This is a genomic window from Bacteroides faecium (assembly GCF_012113595.1).
Taxonomy (GTDB): Bacteria; Bacteroidota; Bacteroidia; order Bacteroidales; family Bacteroidaceae; genus Bacteroides; species Bacteroides faecium.
This window is the reverse complement of the sequence record NZ_CP050831.1, coordinates 1,338,153-1,354,892: the sequence shown is the minus strand read 5'-3', so window position 1 is coordinate 1,354,892 and position 16,740 is coordinate 1,338,153. Positions and strand designations below refer to the sequence as shown.

Sequence of the window (16,740 nt, the reverse complement as noted above, 5' to 3'; positions counted from 1 at the left end):
ACAATGATGAAGAAATTATTGACTACTATACTGTGCTTGATTCTACTAACAGGAACTTCAATGATGAATGCTCGCCCCCCAATGCAAGCTTCAATGAATACCGAAGTTCCGTCCAAACTGGTCAAGAACGAAAACGGAAGCTGGCAACTGATAGTGAACGGCAAACCTTTCATCATGCTGGCAGGCGAACTGCACAACTCTTCGGCCTCAACGACCGAGTATCTGAACAGCCTATGGGCTCCCTTGAAAACACTGAACCTGAACACGGTTCTCGCCCCTATCGCCTGGGAACAGTTTGAACCGCAAGAAGGTATATATGATTATACATTGATAGATAATATGATAGATGGAGCCCGGAAGAACGGATTCAAACTGTCTGTCCTGTGGTTCGGCAGTTGGAAGAACGGAGAATCAAGCTATGCCCCCACTTGGGTGAAAGAGGATACCAAGCGTTTTTTCCGCGTGAAGAATGTGGAAGGAAAGGAAATCGAAACGCTTTCCCCTTTCTGCGAAAATACCATGAAAGCAGACGCCAAAGCATTCAGAATATTGGTGGAACACATCAAAAAAATGGATCAGGCAACGGGAACGGTCATCGCCCTGCAACCGGAAAACGAGGTGGGTATCTTTCAGGATATGGACTACACAAAAGCCTCACTTACGGCATATGGGCAGGAAGTTCCTCAGGCACTTATCCAATATATGAAGAAAAACCGCAAGAACCTGCGTAAGGAACTGCTTTCCGTATGGAAGGAGAATGGAGCCAAAACTTCCGGTACATGGAAAACGGTCTTCGGAGACAATGCCTGGAGCAAGAGTTTCTACACCACTTGGCAGTATGCCACTTACATTGATTTTGTCGCTGCCGGTGCGAAAGAGATTTATCCGCTGCCTACCTTCTGTAACTGCTGGCTGGTGCAAAAGCCTGATGACATGCCGGGAGTTTATCCCAACGGCGGGCCGGTATCCCGTGTAATGGACATCTGGAAAGCAGCCGCACCGCATATTAATGTGCTTGCTCCGGATATTTATCTGTCCGACTTCAAGAATATTGTGGCAGACTACCACCGTGCTGATAATCCGTTATTGATTCCCGAAGCTGTGATGAAACCGGCTAATGCTTTCTGGGCATTCGGCGAACATAGTGCACTTTGTTATTCACCTTTCGGTATCGAAGACGGTGCGGATAATTTCACCTTCGCGCAATCCTATAAAGTGCTGGATGAACTGATGCCGCTTATTACCGAACACCAAGGCAGCAACCGCATGATTGGCGTAATGAAAATGCCGGGTGAGTCGGAACGTACAGTGACGATGGGAGATTATCAACTATGTATCAAATACGATGCTGAAGATGCTTATGGATTGATTATCCGGACTGAAAAGAATGAGTTCGTCGTTGCCGGAATCAACTTCAAGGTTTATTTCACTTCTACCGACAAAAAGAAAACGGGCTATATCAAGCAAGTATGGGAAGGCGGTTACGATACGGACGGTGAGTGGAAAGCCACCCGTTTGCTCAACGGCGACGAGACTTACCACAACGCTGTACTGATTGCCAAAGGACGTCGTACGTTTACATCGGAAAAGAGTAACAACTACAATGCCGACCACAGCGACGAGATATTTGTTTACTCACCTACTTCCTATCAGGCAGTCTGGAGTCCGGGTATATATCGTGTGACAACCTATCTACGATAAAACCAGCTTATTCATATATGAATAAGTAAAATCAGATATAAAATAGGTCAGACCTATTCATATATGAATAAGTATAAAATCAACAACCAATAATTAAACAGTATGAAACACATATATTGTATATTTATCTCTCTTTGCATGACTCTATTCATTTGGAGTTGTAAAGATTCCGAAGAGATAGCCCCGGCATCTCTGACTATCAATAAGAATGAACTGTCATTCACCGGATATAGAAGCACTCTTGCCGTCAAAGTGGACGCCACCCGTCGCTGGAGTGCTGTTGCTTCCGAATACTGGATTACCATAAGCCCCGACAACTATCCCGGAATAAATGAGAGTTTCATAGCGAATGTAGCTGTCACTGTCTCCGACAATGCAACAGGTCAGCCCCGCGAAGGACATGTCACTTTTTTCCTGCAAGACGAAGAGGTAATCACCCTGACCGTCAAGCAAAGTATTCAGGATGAAGGAGAAAGACCGGATGAAGAGTTTCCTATCACATGGGCAAATCTACAATGGGCAGCTTCTTATCTTATCAAACCGGGAGAGTATTTCGAAGCCGGTTCCAAAGTATTTGCCGATGGCATCACCAATGCTGTGGATAGCGAGACGGGAGAGGATATCACCTGCGACATCGGCTATTCGCTCGCTGACACCGACCCGTCGGGTGAAGGTTGGACATGGATTTCATGCCCGTTCAATGCCGATTGGGGCAATGACTTCTATTACCAGGGACGTATCGAAAACCTTCCTGCCGGCACTTACTTTTATAATTTCCGTTTCCGCAATGGTTCGGGCCCTTACAAATATGCAGGAACAGACGGACTTTGGGATGGAGAAGTAAACATCAACGGAAAGTTTGAAGTGAAAGAAGAAGAGGAAGAACAAGAGGAATACGCAAGCATCGAAGATTACAGCCAACTATCCATCAGTTGGGCAATACTCGGTGACTGGACAGCCAAGAATCCTATCCTACAAGGAGAACAGTTTGAAACGGGCGCACAGGTATTCATCGAAGGATTAACCGACTTGGGAACAGGCACTGCCAACAAACATGTGACTTGTGAAATCGGTTACTCCACAACAAATTCTGACCCGTCGGGAGCCGGTTGGACATGGCATTCTTGCCATTGGAACGGACAATGGGGAAACAATCACTATTATCAAGGCAAAACTCCCGAAATCTCGACTCCAGGAACATATTATTATACTTTCCGTTTCAGAATAGACGAAGGAACTTATGCCTATGCAGGAACAGACGGGCTTTGGAATGGTACAAGCAGCACCTATAAAACTTTTCAGGTAACAATGTAATTGTGTATTAGCATATATGCCGGGTTGGTTCTTTATAGTCCGGCATATATCTTTTAGATGATGAATCCGGGATTCATTCTTTCAGAATTGAATACATCTTCATATCCATCACAACACCATTTTTTACCGCATTCTTCCTCAATGTCCCCTCTAACTCAAACCCGCATTTCTCAAGGATGCGGCAAGAAGAGGCATTATGTGCAAAAGGTTCGGCAAACAGTCGGATTATATCCGTATTTTGAAAGACATATTCGCATAATTGTTTCACAGCACTTGTACCGATACCTTGCCCCCAATAAGGCTCTGCAATGTAATATCCCACTTCGGCAGTTCTCGAATGTATGTTGCTCTGACGGAAGGCACCTATGCTCCCTATTGCCTTATCATCGACAGTTATTGCAAATGAGAACGTACTTTCCGAATCGGCGGCATTCATTGCCTGTATAAACTCCTTTGCATCATGCACTGTATATGGAAAGGGGATGCCATCCCGCAGGTTATCCAGTATATTCTTATTATTCAGTGTCTCTGCAATATCTTCTGCATCCTCTATCCGCCAACAACGTATTTTACATTCCATATTATGATTACATTTTATGATTATACCCTCTTTTTCCTGATACGTCCGTAAAACTACAAAATTAATCCGGAACCGGAAGAGGAGTTGATTTATTTTTCCGGAAGAAAAAGAAGAAAAGAAACGGCTTATTGCATCTTTGATTTTTCTCTTTATCTTTGTGGTACACTCCTTGCTAATATAATACTGATGAGATACAATTGGATTTTCTGGCTATACACTCTATTATCTTTTGCCTGTCTCTCGCCGGGCACAGCACAGACGCCTGTGCAAATCACCAACTATAATTATAAAAACTACAAAGGCGGGATTCAGAACTGGGGCATTACGGTTTCTCCCGAACAGGTTCTTTACAGCAGCAATAACAACGGACTACTGAGATATAACGGCAATGACTGGGCACTTCTCGAACCGGGCGAGCGAAGTACCGTACGTGCGGTCTGCTGTATCGGGAACCGGATTTACACAGCAGGCGACAACAACATCGGCTACTGGCAATATGATGCGAACGGAAAAATCAACTATACATCTCTTCTGTCTCTGGTAAATAAGCTTGGAATCAAAGGGGAGACTTTTTGGAGTATAGCCGAAACGGAAGGCAAAGTATATTTCCATTCTTTCGGCAATATTATCTGGTATGACGGCAAGGATATGGGTTATCTGGTGAAAAACGACTGTTGTGTTTCTCTCTATCCGGCAGGTGACAAACTGTTTACGCAGAAGTGCGGCGGTGCTCTCATGCAAATTCGCGACAATAAGCTGGAAAGCTTCTGCGAGGATACAATCTTCCTGAATGGAGAAACTAAATTCATGTTTCGGATTGCCGATGATGAATATATTATCGGGCAGACCAGCGGGAAGATATATACACTGAAAGGTAATACCGTAACCCCGCTACTCCAGTTGGAAAATGCCAATCATATCCCCGTCCGGATAGACTGCGGAAGTATTTGGAAAGACGAATTACTTGCTGTCGGAACCATAGGCGACGGCTTGTTTCTGATTAACCTGAAAAACGGGCAACAGACGCATTATCATTCTTCGCAACTGCAAGACCTCAATATTCATGGTTTGTGTTTCGCCGCCGAGAACTTCCTTTGGCTCTCGCTTGACAACGGAATATCATCGGTTATCCTCGAACCGGCAACTTATCTATGGAAAACAAATACTGACATAGGCACTTTCTTCGATGCGGCATCTTTCAACGGAAAGACTTATATCGCTTCCAACCAAGGTACTTATATATACGAAGAAGACGGCAAAAAGATACAGACTTCGATGTATCCCCTTCAGTTCTACAACCTGAAGAATGAGTTATTGTGCGGCACTACCACCCAGTTATTCAAGATGAAAGCCGGGCAGCCCCACTTCGAACCGTTCTGCAACATAAACGGTGTCAGGCAGTTCGAATATATAGCCGACCGCGGGGATGAATATATTTTCCTGCGTTCTTATTCCGGAATTGCACTGCTCGAATATAAGGATAACACTTGGAGATACCGTTCCTTACTTCTGGATACCGAAGATTACGCCAGCATCATGCCCGAAAATCTTCATACCGTATGGGCTATCCACCCGGAAAAGGGAATCTTCCGCCTGCGCATCGACAAAAACCTGAATCAGATAACAGATTTCGAAAACTTCTCCGAAATAGACGGATATGCCAACTACAACAGAATCAGCCTGTTCAAAGTGGAAGATAAAATCCTGTTTGCAACACCCAAAGGGATTTATATGTTCGACATCACCGGCAAGAGTTTCAGGAAACAAGAACAAATAAGCAGAGAAATACTGTATCTTAACAAGCTGCAATCCATAAAATCCGCCTATAAGAATGATATCTGGGTTGCCACGGATGAAGAATTGTTCCTGTATCATATATCCGACTTATCAGCCCGGTTGATAATGCACTGGCCTTTCGTCGATAACGAACTGATGCTTTACGACAAGCATTATAATCTGAAATCAATAAACGATTCGATTACATTCGTCTCTACCTGTGAAGGTACTGTCGTTATTAACAGCAAAATGGTAGGCCGTTGTGCAGCAGACCCGTATCCCCTGCGGATAGAGACATTCTGTTTCACCGATAACGGCAATGCCACTTCCTATGCAGATTTTCATCAGCAGGAAATCGAACTACCCAATACAGCAACCAATATTACTGTCCAAGTTACTACCGGCTTGGATACTCATGCCACTTCCATAGCTTATCGTCTTCCCGGCGTTGCCAATGACTGGAGTACGTGGCAGACTTCGGGTACTATTCATTTCACGAATCTGCCTTCCGGCAGCTACCGGCTCGAAATCAAAGACAGTAACCAAAATACTTTAATGGTTCCTATACTGGTTTCTCCCCCTCTCTACAAGCGGACATGGATGATTATATTCTATATTCTGATACTAATAACAATTACCGTAGGAATAGTGACATTTATCAATGAACGGAAACGCAGGATTCTTCTCCGGAAATACCGGAAAGAACAGAGAAAGCATACGGAAGAATTGCAGAAACAGGCCTACGAACAATTGCAGGAGAAAGTAAGGAACCAGGAAAGTGAGCTTAAAAACCGTATGCGTTTCCTTACCCAGAAACAGGAATTGCTGGATACGATTGCGGAAGAAGTTGAAACACAAAAGAAGGAATTGGGAGACCGTTATCCTAACAAACTCTATCAACGGCTCATGAAGATTATTCAGGAAGGAGCTACGGAAAAAGACAAGTTCCTGTCGTTTGAAAACTATTTCGTGGAAGTTCACTATGAATTTATGCTACGCGTGCAGAAGACACACCCTTCTCTCTCGGCTTCCGAACTGAAATTCTGCTGCCTGTTAAGGGCTAACTTATCTACAAAAGAGATTTCTGTCATTATGGGCATTGCGCTCCGTTCGGTTGAACTGAAGAAATACAGGCTTAAACAGAAGTTGAATCTGGACGCAAACAGCAGCCTGAGTTCTTACATACTGAGTATCTGATTCAAATAGGAATATCTGAAAACAATAAAGGATAAAAAACAAAGCAAATAGTAGATTCGGAGTATCATCTCCGTATTCTACTATTTGCTTCCCTAACCATTTTACAAGAAAAATAGAATGAATTATTCAGGAATGGTATGGTGCATCAATCATTAGAACTGATGCATCCTCAATTCCTTATCAACCAATATTCCGTCTTTTAAAGTCAATTCAAACTTCACTTTACGTTTCGCTTTCAATTTCAGAATAAACAGTTCTTCCGAACCATTCAATGATTCCTGTTTGCCCAAGTTAACAAACGTAGGATAGAGCGATTTCACGCCACTGGTATGCAAGCGGTCGTTAGTAAAGTTTTCCATGGCTTTCATATTCAGGGGTTCCACGCCTACGAACTCATAGTCATTCTGGTCGTAAGGCAAGGCGAAGCTGAGCGCATTTACTGCTTTCAAGTCATTGCCCTTTACATGGATTTCAACGATTTCATCCTTCTGATACAGACGTTTCGGGGTGCTGATTGACAAAGAACCCGATACTTTGAGCGTATCCTTTCTGCCGACACCGCCTTCAAGCTGGGTGGCCACTACGGATATATCATAAGCGTCTATCAGGTCATTCATGTTTATATCACCTTTGCTGATATATCCCTCATAGTCCGAATCTCCACGGCGCAAACCGGTATAGTTCATATAGGAAGTCAGGTCGTTGCGGTCAATCTTACCGTCGTTGTTGATGTCTCCCTGCAGGTAGCTGGCTGTTCCCGGAACTTTAAACACATAGAGCTCACGACCGGAAGCATAGTTGCCTACACCTGCCGTTATGTTGAGTTTGATATAGCGTGCCGCAGGACGGTTGGCAAATTCAAACACTTTCACTTCACCATTCCGTTTCCAGTCGAATGCTCCGGCTTCCGTCCAGTGTTCCTTGTCCATGCTGTAAGATACGGAACCTTTCAGTATCGTACCGTTTCCGGCATCGGTGCGTGGCAGGTAGTGGAACTTGTCAAGCTGGTTAACGGTCTTAAGGTCGATGGTCAAATCCAATGGGATAGCGTTAGCACGGTATTTTGTATGCCAGTTGTCACCAGACTCGGCAAAGTCGAACAAACGGTTGACACCGAATCCTCCCTGTGAAGGAGCGGTAGATTCACCTTCAATATCATGGATGGCAAATTCCAGCGGGTTCGCTTTCGTAGTTACCTGGATTTCAGACCAGTCGGAAGCACCGTCCTTGTTGACTGCACGCACTTTGAAAGAATAAGGAGTCTCGGCTTCCAGACTTTCGAACAGAAGATAAGTGTTACGGATAGTCGTGTAGAGCATTCCGCCAAACTCGATTTCATAGAAGTCGGCATTGGATACCTTGTCCCAGGTTGGTTTCAAGGTGTATGCTTCCCGGTTTTCTTCGGTTACCTGCGCATTCTGCGGAGCTGTCAGAGTACCGGTGCTTACACGATAACGGTCGGCGGGCTCAAAACGGAAGCCTTCCACGTTTACCGTGGTCTGATGGGCGGTGATGTCAGTATCAGCCAGCCTTACACGTACTTGCGGATTCTTCGTGATGGTCACTTTCTCGAATTCGCTGCCTTTTGTGGCAAACTTATTCAAGTTCGGAGTTTCTTCGTACCAGAAGACGTTTTCACCTTTCAGGAAGTCATCGGCTGTGTTCACTTCTGTCAGTTTCACGGTTTTGCCGTTTATCTTGGCTGACAGTTTCTTCGGCTTTTCGGTGACGTTGATGCGCAATTCCGTCTTTTTATCTTTCACGAAGCCGTCGAAGTTGCCGGCTGCCGGATGAATGGTAATCGTCAGTGTATTCTTTTTGGCATTCACGTCGGATTCAATCAGGGTAGATACGGATTTCTCCTGTCGGTAAGCTTCCGTCACGCCGTCATCGTCATACTCAACGGTAGCGGTATGGCGGTTCGGGTAAAGCTCATAGATGCGCAGGGACGGGTCTATCTCGCTGACATTGTTGTGGGGGTGGGTCATCGGGATGATAGAGCCGTTTTTCACGAATACGGGCAATTTCCAGATAGGAGTGTCGAAGTTGTTGAGGATGCGGTTTCCCTCATACTTCTCACCGGTAAAGTAGTCAATCCAGGTTCCTTCGGGCAGGTAGATGCCGTCACGGATGTCATTGCCTTTCTCGTCGGCTTTGGTATTCTGATAGATGGGAGCCACGAGGAAGTCCGTACCGTACATGAACTGGTACTGCGTGGCAGGACCGTAAGTGTACGCATTGGGGTAGTCAAGGAACATGGCGCGGATTAGCGGCATTCCGTCCACCGCTTCCTTGGCAAAGCTATATGTGTAGGGGATTAATTCGGATTTCAGCTTCAGGTACATTCGGTTGATGGATGTAGCCGGTTCGCCTAAAGCATGGGGGTACTTCTCATTGGCGCCCCAGCCATCCATATTCAACTGCATGGGGGAAAATGTCTTCCATTGGAAATCACGAATATTGACTGTTTCATTTTTGCCGCCGAATATTCCGTCCATATCGGAACAGATATTGGGCTGTCCGGAAAGACCGGAACCGATATAAGTAGGTATGTGGAAACGGATATATTCCCATACGCCGCCTGTCTGGTCGCCCGACCAGATTCCGGCATAACGTTGCGTGCCTGCCCAGCCGTCGAGCGAGATGATGAAAGGACGGGCGTCATTGCCGTAATAAGGCATAATGCGTCCTACATCAGCCACACCGTTCAGTCCGAAGGAGTATCCGGCTCCTACCCAGGCTACGTCGGTTTTCAGCACACGTACGCCTGCGTCGCGCACTTCCTTCACGATGTCGCGTTGTAATAAAGCACTTACACCTTCTTTCGGATGCAGGTCGGACTGTGTCCAAAGTCCGATTTCCACTCCGTTCTTACGGGCATAATCACCCAGGCTTTTCAGGTTGGCGATGTTGCCGTCCAGCGTTTCCGTCTGTCCGTAGCCGGCACCATAGCCATCGTTGGGCAGCAGCCAGCCGAGGGGCATGTCATGGTTCTTGTAGCGGTCGATAACGGCGCGTGCCGAGAATTGGTAGTTGTTTTTTTCACCGTTCAGGGATTCTTTGATACCGCCATTGTCTTTCTGGCTTTCTTTATAACGTTTTCCGTCTTCGAAGAGGATTCCTTTCTCATCCTCTTTCCAATAGTCGCGGTTGTAGGCGTTGAGGTGCCCTTCGTAGAAACCGAATTTGGGCAATAGGACGGGATTACCCGTCAGTTGATAAAAATCGTTCAACAGGGCAACGGCTCCGTCGTTGACCATGTAAAATAAATCAAGGTAAGAAGAATTATGGGATAGTTTCACTACGTTTTTTTCTGTTGCGCCAAAGTCATATTGGCCTTTCTTGAAGGTGTACCACATCATTCCATAGCCTTTTGTTGACCAGTAGAAAGGGGTGGGGGAAGCGACTCCGCCATCTGTCCAGCTATTCTGGTTTTCGATGGCAATCACTTTGCCCTTGTGGGAGAAGCGTCCGTTCTGTACACCGCCGCCGTAGAAATATTCGTCCGGCTGTTCTTTCAGGGTGACGGTCACTTCTTTCGGACTGAATACCACCGGGGCAGTCTGTTCGATGACACATACGTTTGTTTCGAGGTTAAAGACTTTCATCAGGGATGTCTGTTTGTCGAGTTCAACCCGTACCTTTCCGGTAGTCAGGATGATACGGCCGTCCTTTTCGTTCAGTGTAAGAGCGGACACCTTGCGGCGTGGCTGGTCGACAAGTATTTGTGCTTCAGGTTTCGCTTCGGGGTCACGAATGATACCTCCTGAGTTATCCTGAAAGATACGGAAGATGTTCTCTCCGTAGAAGTCGATAGTCATCCGCTGATTATTTGTAAACAGCACATCGACTGTAGTCGGATTTACCCTTTCCGCCCGAAGGATTCCTGAAGTTTCGGATGCTTGTATGGAAAGAAATGAAATGGGATGTAATAACAATACTAGTAATGCGATGAACTTGAGATACCGCGAAGAAAGAGAATGACTGTTTTTCATGCTTTATTTATTTAGAATTAGACATAAGATGCTTGTCGTAATACAATGATAAATACACGTAAATCACCTGTTACCCTAATTTTATAACCGTTTTTTAACTATTCTTTGTTCTTATTGCTTTTTTTCACTATTCAAGGGTAATAATGGGGAAACAATAGGAGAATACAAGAACAGCAACATTAATTCCACCAGAATGGAATTTTAATGCTGCTGTTCATCATTTGTCGCATCAAGAAGTTAGTAACGAGTCACTTTATTTGTAGTCGATTTCAGATATTCGAAACGATTAATCATTTCACCCAGTTTCTTCGGATATTTATCTGCCAAATTTTCTTGTTGCCCGATATCCTTCTTCAAGTTATAGAGCTTATATCCATACCCCAAACCGATAAACTCACCATCTTCCTTGCTATACGGATTATAATAAGGCGGAATCAATGCCCAATCGCCCTGACGGTATGCATAATTGAACATACCTTCGATAACGAGTTCCTCGCGTCCTTTCTTGCTCTTTCCCAAGAAAGCATCCAATGTATTCTCGCTATCCAGTTTATCCGAATAAGTTTGTCCCAACAAAGAAGCAAAAGAAGCAAGCAAATCCATCTGGCATACAAAGACATCGGATACCTGCGGTTTCACTGCTGCCGGCCAACGAAGCATGAAAGGAATGCGTGTACCGCCATCAAACATACTTGTTTTTCCGCCGCGAAGCGGACCTGCTATCTTATGGTCGCCTACCAACTCTACTGCATCATCCTTATATCCGTCATCCAGCACCGGACCGTTGTCACTAGTCAATATTACGATTGTATTTTCTGCCAATCCCAGTTTGTCCAGTTCATTGAGGAATTCGGTCACGCACCAGTCAGCTTCAAGGATTACGTCTCCACGAGGTCCCATACCCGATTTACCGACAAAACGTTCATTCGGAACACGGGGCACGTGTGGCTGGTGTAGTCCGTAATAGAGAAAGAAAGGAGCATTTTTATGGTCGTTGACAAACTGCTTGGCTTTATCCAGGAATAATTCCGCCATTTCTTCGTCTTTCCATTGTGCCGCCTTACCGCCTTTTTGGAATCCGATACGGGGAACACCATTTACTATCGAACCGGCATGCCCTACACTCGGATGCATCCGAAGCAATTCAGGGTTATTCTTTCCGGTGGGTTCACCGGGGAAGTTCTTACGGTAATCCACATAAAGCGGATCATTAGGATCCAATCCTACTACACGTCCGTTTTCGAGGAAAACACAGGGAACGCGGTCGTTGGTAGCTGCTTGGATAAACGAATAATCATATCCGATTTCGGCTGCTCCGGGATGAACATCTTTATTCCAGTCCACATTGCCGTCTCCCAGTCCGATATGCCATTTCCCTACTGAACCGGTAGCATAGCCTGCCTGCTGCATCAGTTTAGGCAAGGTTATCTTTTTCGTATCGATAATCAGTGCCGCATTGCCCGGAAGGATTTTTGCTTCCGTATTCGTCCACGGATATAGTCCGGTCATAACGGAATAGCGGCTGGGGGTGGAAGTGGCTGCCGTACAGAATCCCTGTGTAAAGCGGATTCCCTCATTCGCTATACGGTCCATACCCGGTGTAGAGATGCGGTGAGCACCGTAGCAACTCAAGTCACCATATCCGAGGTCATCGGCTACAATCATAATAATGTTCGGTTGCTGCTTGTCAACCGGATTTTTCTCCGGTTGCGCCTGTCCGGCCAACAGGGTGGTAGGTATCGAAGAAATACCTGCTAATGTATAAAATACATAATCTAAGTTTCTCATGTCTTATTTAATTAGAATTTAATCATTTATTATAAATACACATCAAATCCCGATATCCCTATACGAAAGACATTTTTTATTCATATTTTATGAATCTAAAATGACACTTGCGTTTTGGTTCCGTTCGCTGCAACGGCATTCACCTTAAAGCCTTCGGGCAATGTAGTGCTCACGGTAAATGAAGATTGCGGTGATACAAATATTACTTTTCCTGTATGATCGCTAACCTCGTAAACAGCTACATTCCGCCAACCTGACATCGACAGTTTGAAACCGGAGCGGGTAGCTGTTCCGGCAACTACGGCTGCATTATTTACATAGGCCTCTAAGTTGCTATCGCAGATATATTCTAATTTATGCTGCGGAGCGGAATATCCCAAATTGCGGATTTTAGTTTTAAGAGCACTTACCTGTGCTTCCGTCACTATCACTTTTCCATCGCCATAAGAGTCGTTGAATTCATACGAACCGGCTTTCAGGAATCCCCATTTTACAAAGAAATCCGTCAAATCCAGTCCTGCCGCCTTACTGCAATTATAAGCGAATTCTATCTGACGTTCACCATCAGTAGGCAAGTCTTGATTGACACGTATATATTCATATACATCCTTATAAAAATCCGGTTTTCCTAACACATATTCCATATATAACTCCAACTGCCAGAAAGGTACTAATTTATCGAATACGTCTCCCAGTTTTGCATGGAAAATATCATTATTACCAAATGCCAAAGTCATGGCATGCTCGTAGTAATTACTGTAAGCACTATTTGGCGTTGTAGTCAGCAGACGGGAATTAATTCCATATAACTTCTGAATGTACATTGAACAAATATTGTTTGTTACTTCAGTCATTCCGAACCATTTCAGTCCCGGACGAGTCTGATTGCTATGTCCTACTTCATGGGCGGGGCCCCAGTTGTTAGTCTTCATTTGGTCTACACTGCACAAATTGTCCATCGTCGAAAGATGATAGGCCGTATGGTAAGAAGTGGAATACATATAATCTCCCTGTCCGTACATGACATTAAAATACATACGGTTTCTGAACATACGGTTATCGGTATCCGTACCGGTGCCGCCGTTATTGTTGTATTTTCTCAAGCCCAGGAATATTTGTTCCTTATATACAATATCATCAAAAAGGTCAATCAAATCTTTTCCATTGGATGTACTTTTCAGTTTGCTGACAGGAAAAGTGAGATGGGCGTATTTCCCTACGACATCAAAATAGCCGTCGACAGCTCCGTTCAGTAAGGTGCCCCACTGTTCACGGGTATGCTTTGCCACATCGAAGTATCCGTTGACACTCCCTGACGCGAAGTGTATCTTTATCTCGTCATAATCTGCCGGATTACCATTCACATGATACATCACATAAATCAACCCTTTCTTCTCCGAAACAATTTTGTTTATGCCCGTGCGCAAGCTATAAGAAACGCTGCTGTTAAAACCGTCGGCATTAGGGGCATCCATGTCCTGTATTCTTAGGCTCAAATGTTGCCCGTGCGTTTCGCCTACCATTACAATCAGTGTTTCGCCCGCTTTCACAAAGATACCCGTAGGATTATCCAACAAGCTATAAGCGCTTGTCTTATTGATGGCAGCCTGTATATCCGGATGCTGATAAGGTTTGAAATCCGCAATACGGAAGTCAGCCGGATATTTATCTTTCAGCATATAATAAGCTATATTCTTGAAGAACGGATAAGCACAAGACTTAATCGTTTCTTCTGTAATATCAGAGCGCAATTTGGAACAAGTTACATCTGTGAAAAGGGTCAATGGATCGAACCCTTCGGGATTCCTGGCAAAGAATTTCATTTCGGCGCAGGAAGCATGCCCGTTCACACCGGATTTAATAATCAGGCGGACTGCTTTCGGCTTCTGTATTGTGTTACTAAAGGAGAAAGACACTACCGCACCTTTTGAGCCGAAATCAAAATCGGTTTCATTTGTCACACTTTCAAAAGCCGGATGTTCTTCGGTCGATACCTGAATTTCCACCTCACCGAAATTTCCGTTCGAACCGCTTGTGCGCGGGTAATAGGTAAGGTAATCGAGTGCTTCCGTATTTTCCTTGAAATAGTAAGTCAACGTCACCGGATAATGGCTTGTCACTCCTTCTGCAAAAGGATAATTGGAATGATAGATAGTACCCATATCACTATCAAAAGATTTTTCAATCCCTTCACCGCCATGTGCCGTAGATGCTTCCCCTCTGACTACTTCCAACTGAACATCATCCGCAATTCCCTCAGTATCACCGGATGTATATCCGTCCAATCCATTCTGAGTGACTGTGACTTCTGCCGAAACATCAGACTTTTTATCCTTTATCACTATCTTTTCTGTCCGCGCGCTACTTCCGTCATAAGCACCCACCGTAAATTGATAAGGTATTTCAATCGTTCCAGCACGTGTGTCTGCTCCTTTCTTTATCCAGGAAGGGTAAGTGACATCCAGTTCCGCTTCCGTCAGGTTGGTAGTAACAGCAAAAGCGACTGTTCCACCTACCGGAGTTAAAGTAAAAGAAGAAGGAGATACCAGAATATCAGTATCAGTACCTAACTGACGTACGAGGATTTTCTTATCCAACTTTCCATTATTGATAATCACCGAAGTGCTACGGACAGTCTTATTTGGATTACTCGACACGCTTATCTTCACTCCTGCACTGGAATTAACAGGTTCAGCCTTACACCACTGTTCTCCTTCCGCATCTACAGAAGCTGTCCAGTCTGCCGGAAGTGATTTTACATCAATAACAACAGAACCTGCTTCTTTATGAAAGTCTGCATTTCCCGAACTTAGTTCCAACACAGGGATTACATCATCGTCATCCTTGCAGGACGACAAAGAAAACAGAAACAGGGATATGAATACATACAAAAAATAATTCTTCATACTCTTTTCATTTTAAAAAGGGCTGACTAAAAAGATTTTGTGCATCACTGCACCATCCATTCGCCAGCCCTCAAGATTAGTTATTTGTTAGATTTAAGAGAGAGCAATTATTTGCCATACAATTCAAACTCCGAGAGCGCCCATGTATTAAATTTATTCGGATTAGTAGAACTATAAACTTCAAAACGAACATAAGTATATGAATCACCCAGTTGCATCGTTGGACAAGTATCATAATAAGTAGTAGCCGATACTGGAAGACCGTCTGCTTCTGCTGTAAATACTTTTATTTCTTTCCAATTTGCACCATCATTACTAACATAGATGATAAATTTAGTAGGATGCTGATTTGTATTTCTGGTTGCGTATCTTACTCTCAACTTGGAAATGGCACTATTGAGATGTATATCTACCTGATGCGGGAAGGCTGGCGCACCTCCTCCGTAAGTAACTTGTGCCTGAGTAGACAAGTCAACATCCAACCAATCGGCAAAACCGTTACCGTCAGCAAAATCTGTTCCTATCAAAGTCATCATATCCGGTGTAAGCCTAATCTTCGGTGCTGAGTTCTGCAATCCGATAATAACTGTATTTTCACTGGAGAAAGCATATTTCGTAGAAGTTATTTCTAATGGAAGAGCAAAGTTACCTTCCAGATTAGTAATATCAATTTTTACAGTCAGATTTGCCGTAGTATTACCTTTCGTAAAGGTCAGCTTATCGATAGTATAGTTGTTTCCCTTGTCTGGTATTAATGAATACTCAATGGAAGACGTAGTATTATATTCATCCAATAGTTCCTTTTTAACTCTCACATCACAAGTTATATCTTCTGTGAGAGCAGTATTCAATGTTACAGGAAGCTCATATGTATATTCAGTCACACCTTCAGCAATCGTAAACGGAAGTTTGAATCCTGATTCAGAAAGAGAGAAGGTAGGTTGATAGATGGTAGGCTTCACAATTATATACTTATTTTTTTCATTAATGGTAGAAGTGCCGTCCGTAAGCTCCAACATCAACACATAAGTGAAATCGCCTGTATTTAATGCAGAAATCTTCCCGGGATGAAAGGTTACCGTTTTAATCTTATACAGTTCTTTCTCTCCAAAAGAGACAGTCATGTCGGAAGGCAAGTCATAACAATCAGCAGGCAAAGGTTTGAAAGTGGTTTTGTTCTCGTTATTGTAATATTCAATATCGAACTCATTCAATACTTTCAATGTAGCCGAAGCTGTCATATTCAAGTCGTTTCCACCTTTATCAATCGTTATATTATAAGTGACAGGTTCACCAGTGTTGTAAAAAGTGATATCCTGTTCATTGCTATTCAGAATGCAAAGGAATGATTTATAATCATCCAGATAATCTTCTTTTCCATCGCTAAGGCAAGCCCCCATAGTCAGTAATAAACAGCCTAAAAGCGAAAGGATATATATTTTTGTCTTCATATAAATTAAAATCTGATTAGATATGTTTTATG

The 16,740-nt window shown here is 44.0% G+C and carries 8 protein-coding genes; 3 read left to right on the top strand and 5 right to left on the bottom strand.

Features of this window, described 5'->3' with window-relative positions; genetic code table 11:
• Positions 1 to 6: 6 nt before the first annotated feature.
• Together BacF7301_RS04850 and BacF7301_RS04845 are read left to right on the top strand one after the other, a co-directional pair.
• Positions 7 to 1,701 (top strand): GH35 family beta-galactosidase, encoded by a 1,695-nt coding sequence (locus BacF7301_RS04850; RefSeq protein ID WP_167967106.1) that lies wholly within the window; start codon positions 7 to 9, stop codon positions 1,699 to 1,701.
• 102 nt (positions 1,702 to 1,803) lie between these two features.
• Entirely contained in the window at positions 1,804 to 3,015 is a 1,212-nt protein-coding gene (locus BacF7301_RS04845; protein ID WP_167960741.1) for a BACON domain-containing protein, read from the top strand.
• Between the two features lie 73 nt (positions 3,016 to 3,088).
• Here BacF7301_RS04845 and BacF7301_RS04840 read toward each other — a convergent pair whose 3' ends face one another.
• Positions 3,089 to 3,595, bottom strand: a complete 507-nt coding sequence (locus BacF7301_RS04840; RefSeq protein WP_167960739.1) for a GNAT family N-acetyltransferase — start codon at positions 3,593 to 3,595, stop codon at positions 3,089 to 3,091.
• A gap of 186 nt (positions 3,596 to 3,781) precedes the next feature.
• Between BacF7301_RS04840 and BacF7301_RS04835 the strand changes: the two genes are divergently transcribed.
• Complete coding sequence (locus BacF7301_RS04835; RefSeq protein WP_167960737.1) at positions 3,782 to 6,568, top strand: triple tyrosine motif-containing protein; 2,787 nt, start codon at positions 3,782 to 3,784, stop codon at positions 6,566 to 6,568.
• 152 nt (positions 6,569 to 6,720) lie between these two features.
• Here BacF7301_RS04835 and BacF7301_RS04830 read toward each other — a convergent pair whose 3' ends face one another.
• The 4 genes from BacF7301_RS04830 to BacF7301_RS04815 form a co-directional block, all read right to left on the bottom strand.
• Positions 6,721 to 10,563 (bottom strand): TIM-barrel domain-containing protein, encoded by a 3,843-nt coding sequence (locus BacF7301_RS04830; RefSeq protein ID WP_167960735.1) that lies wholly within the window; start codon positions 10,561 to 10,563, stop codon positions 6,721 to 6,723.
• Between the two features lie 237 nt (positions 10,564 to 10,800).
• Positions 10,801 to 12,351: a sulfatase-like hydrolase/transferase gene (locus tag BacF7301_RS04825; RefSeq protein ID WP_167960733.1), complete on the bottom strand. Its 1,551-nt coding sequence runs from the start codon at positions 12,349 to 12,351 to the stop codon at positions 10,801 to 10,803.
• 95 nt (positions 12,352 to 12,446) lie between these two features.
• Positions 12,447 to 15,257 (bottom strand): M60 family metallopeptidase, encoded by a 2,811-nt coding sequence (locus tag BacF7301_RS04820; RefSeq protein ID WP_167960732.1) that lies wholly within the window; start codon positions 15,255 to 15,257, stop codon positions 12,447 to 12,449.
• A gap of 107 nt (positions 15,258 to 15,364) precedes the next feature.
• The gene (locus BacF7301_RS04815; RefSeq protein ID WP_167960730.1) at positions 15,365 to 16,708 is read right to left on the bottom strand and encodes a BT_3987 domain-containing protein; all 1,344 of its coding nucleotides are present in this window, start codon (positions 16,706 to 16,708) and stop codon (positions 15,365 to 15,367) included.
• Positions 16,709 to 16,740: the final 32 nt, after the last annotated feature.

Excerpts from the sequence above, each read along its gene's own strand:
- BacF7301_RS04825 (WP_167960733.1), bottom strand. The coding sequence starts at position 12,351 with ATGAGAAACTTAGATTATGTATTTTATACATTAGCAGGTATTTCTTCG.
- BacF7301_RS04845 (WP_167960741.1), top strand. The coding sequence starts at position 1,804 with ATGAAACACATATATTGTATATTTATCTCTCTTTGCATGACTCTATTC.
- BacF7301_RS04815 (WP_167960730.1), bottom strand. The coding sequence starts at position 16,708 with ATGAAGACAAAAATATATATCCTTTCGCTTTTAGGCTGTTTATTACTG.
- BacF7301_RS04820 (WP_167960732.1), bottom strand. The coding sequence starts at position 15,257 with ATGAAGAATTATTTTTTGTATGTATTCATATCCCTGTTTCTGTTTTCT.
- BacF7301_RS04835 (WP_167960737.1), top strand. The coding sequence starts at position 3,782 with ATGAGATACAATTGGATTTTCTGGCTATACACTCTATTATCTTTTGCC.
- BacF7301_RS04840 (WP_167960739.1), bottom strand. The coding sequence starts at position 3,595 with ATGGAATGTAAAATACGTTGTTGGCGGATAGAGGATGCAGAAGATATT.
- BacF7301_RS04850 (WP_167967106.1), top strand. The coding sequence starts at position 7 with ATGAAGAAATTATTGACTACTATACTGTGCTTGATTCTACTAACAGGA.
- BacF7301_RS04830 (WP_167960735.1), bottom strand. The coding sequence starts at position 10,563 with ATGAAAAACAGTCATTCTCTTTCTTCGCGGTATCTCAAGTTCATCGCA.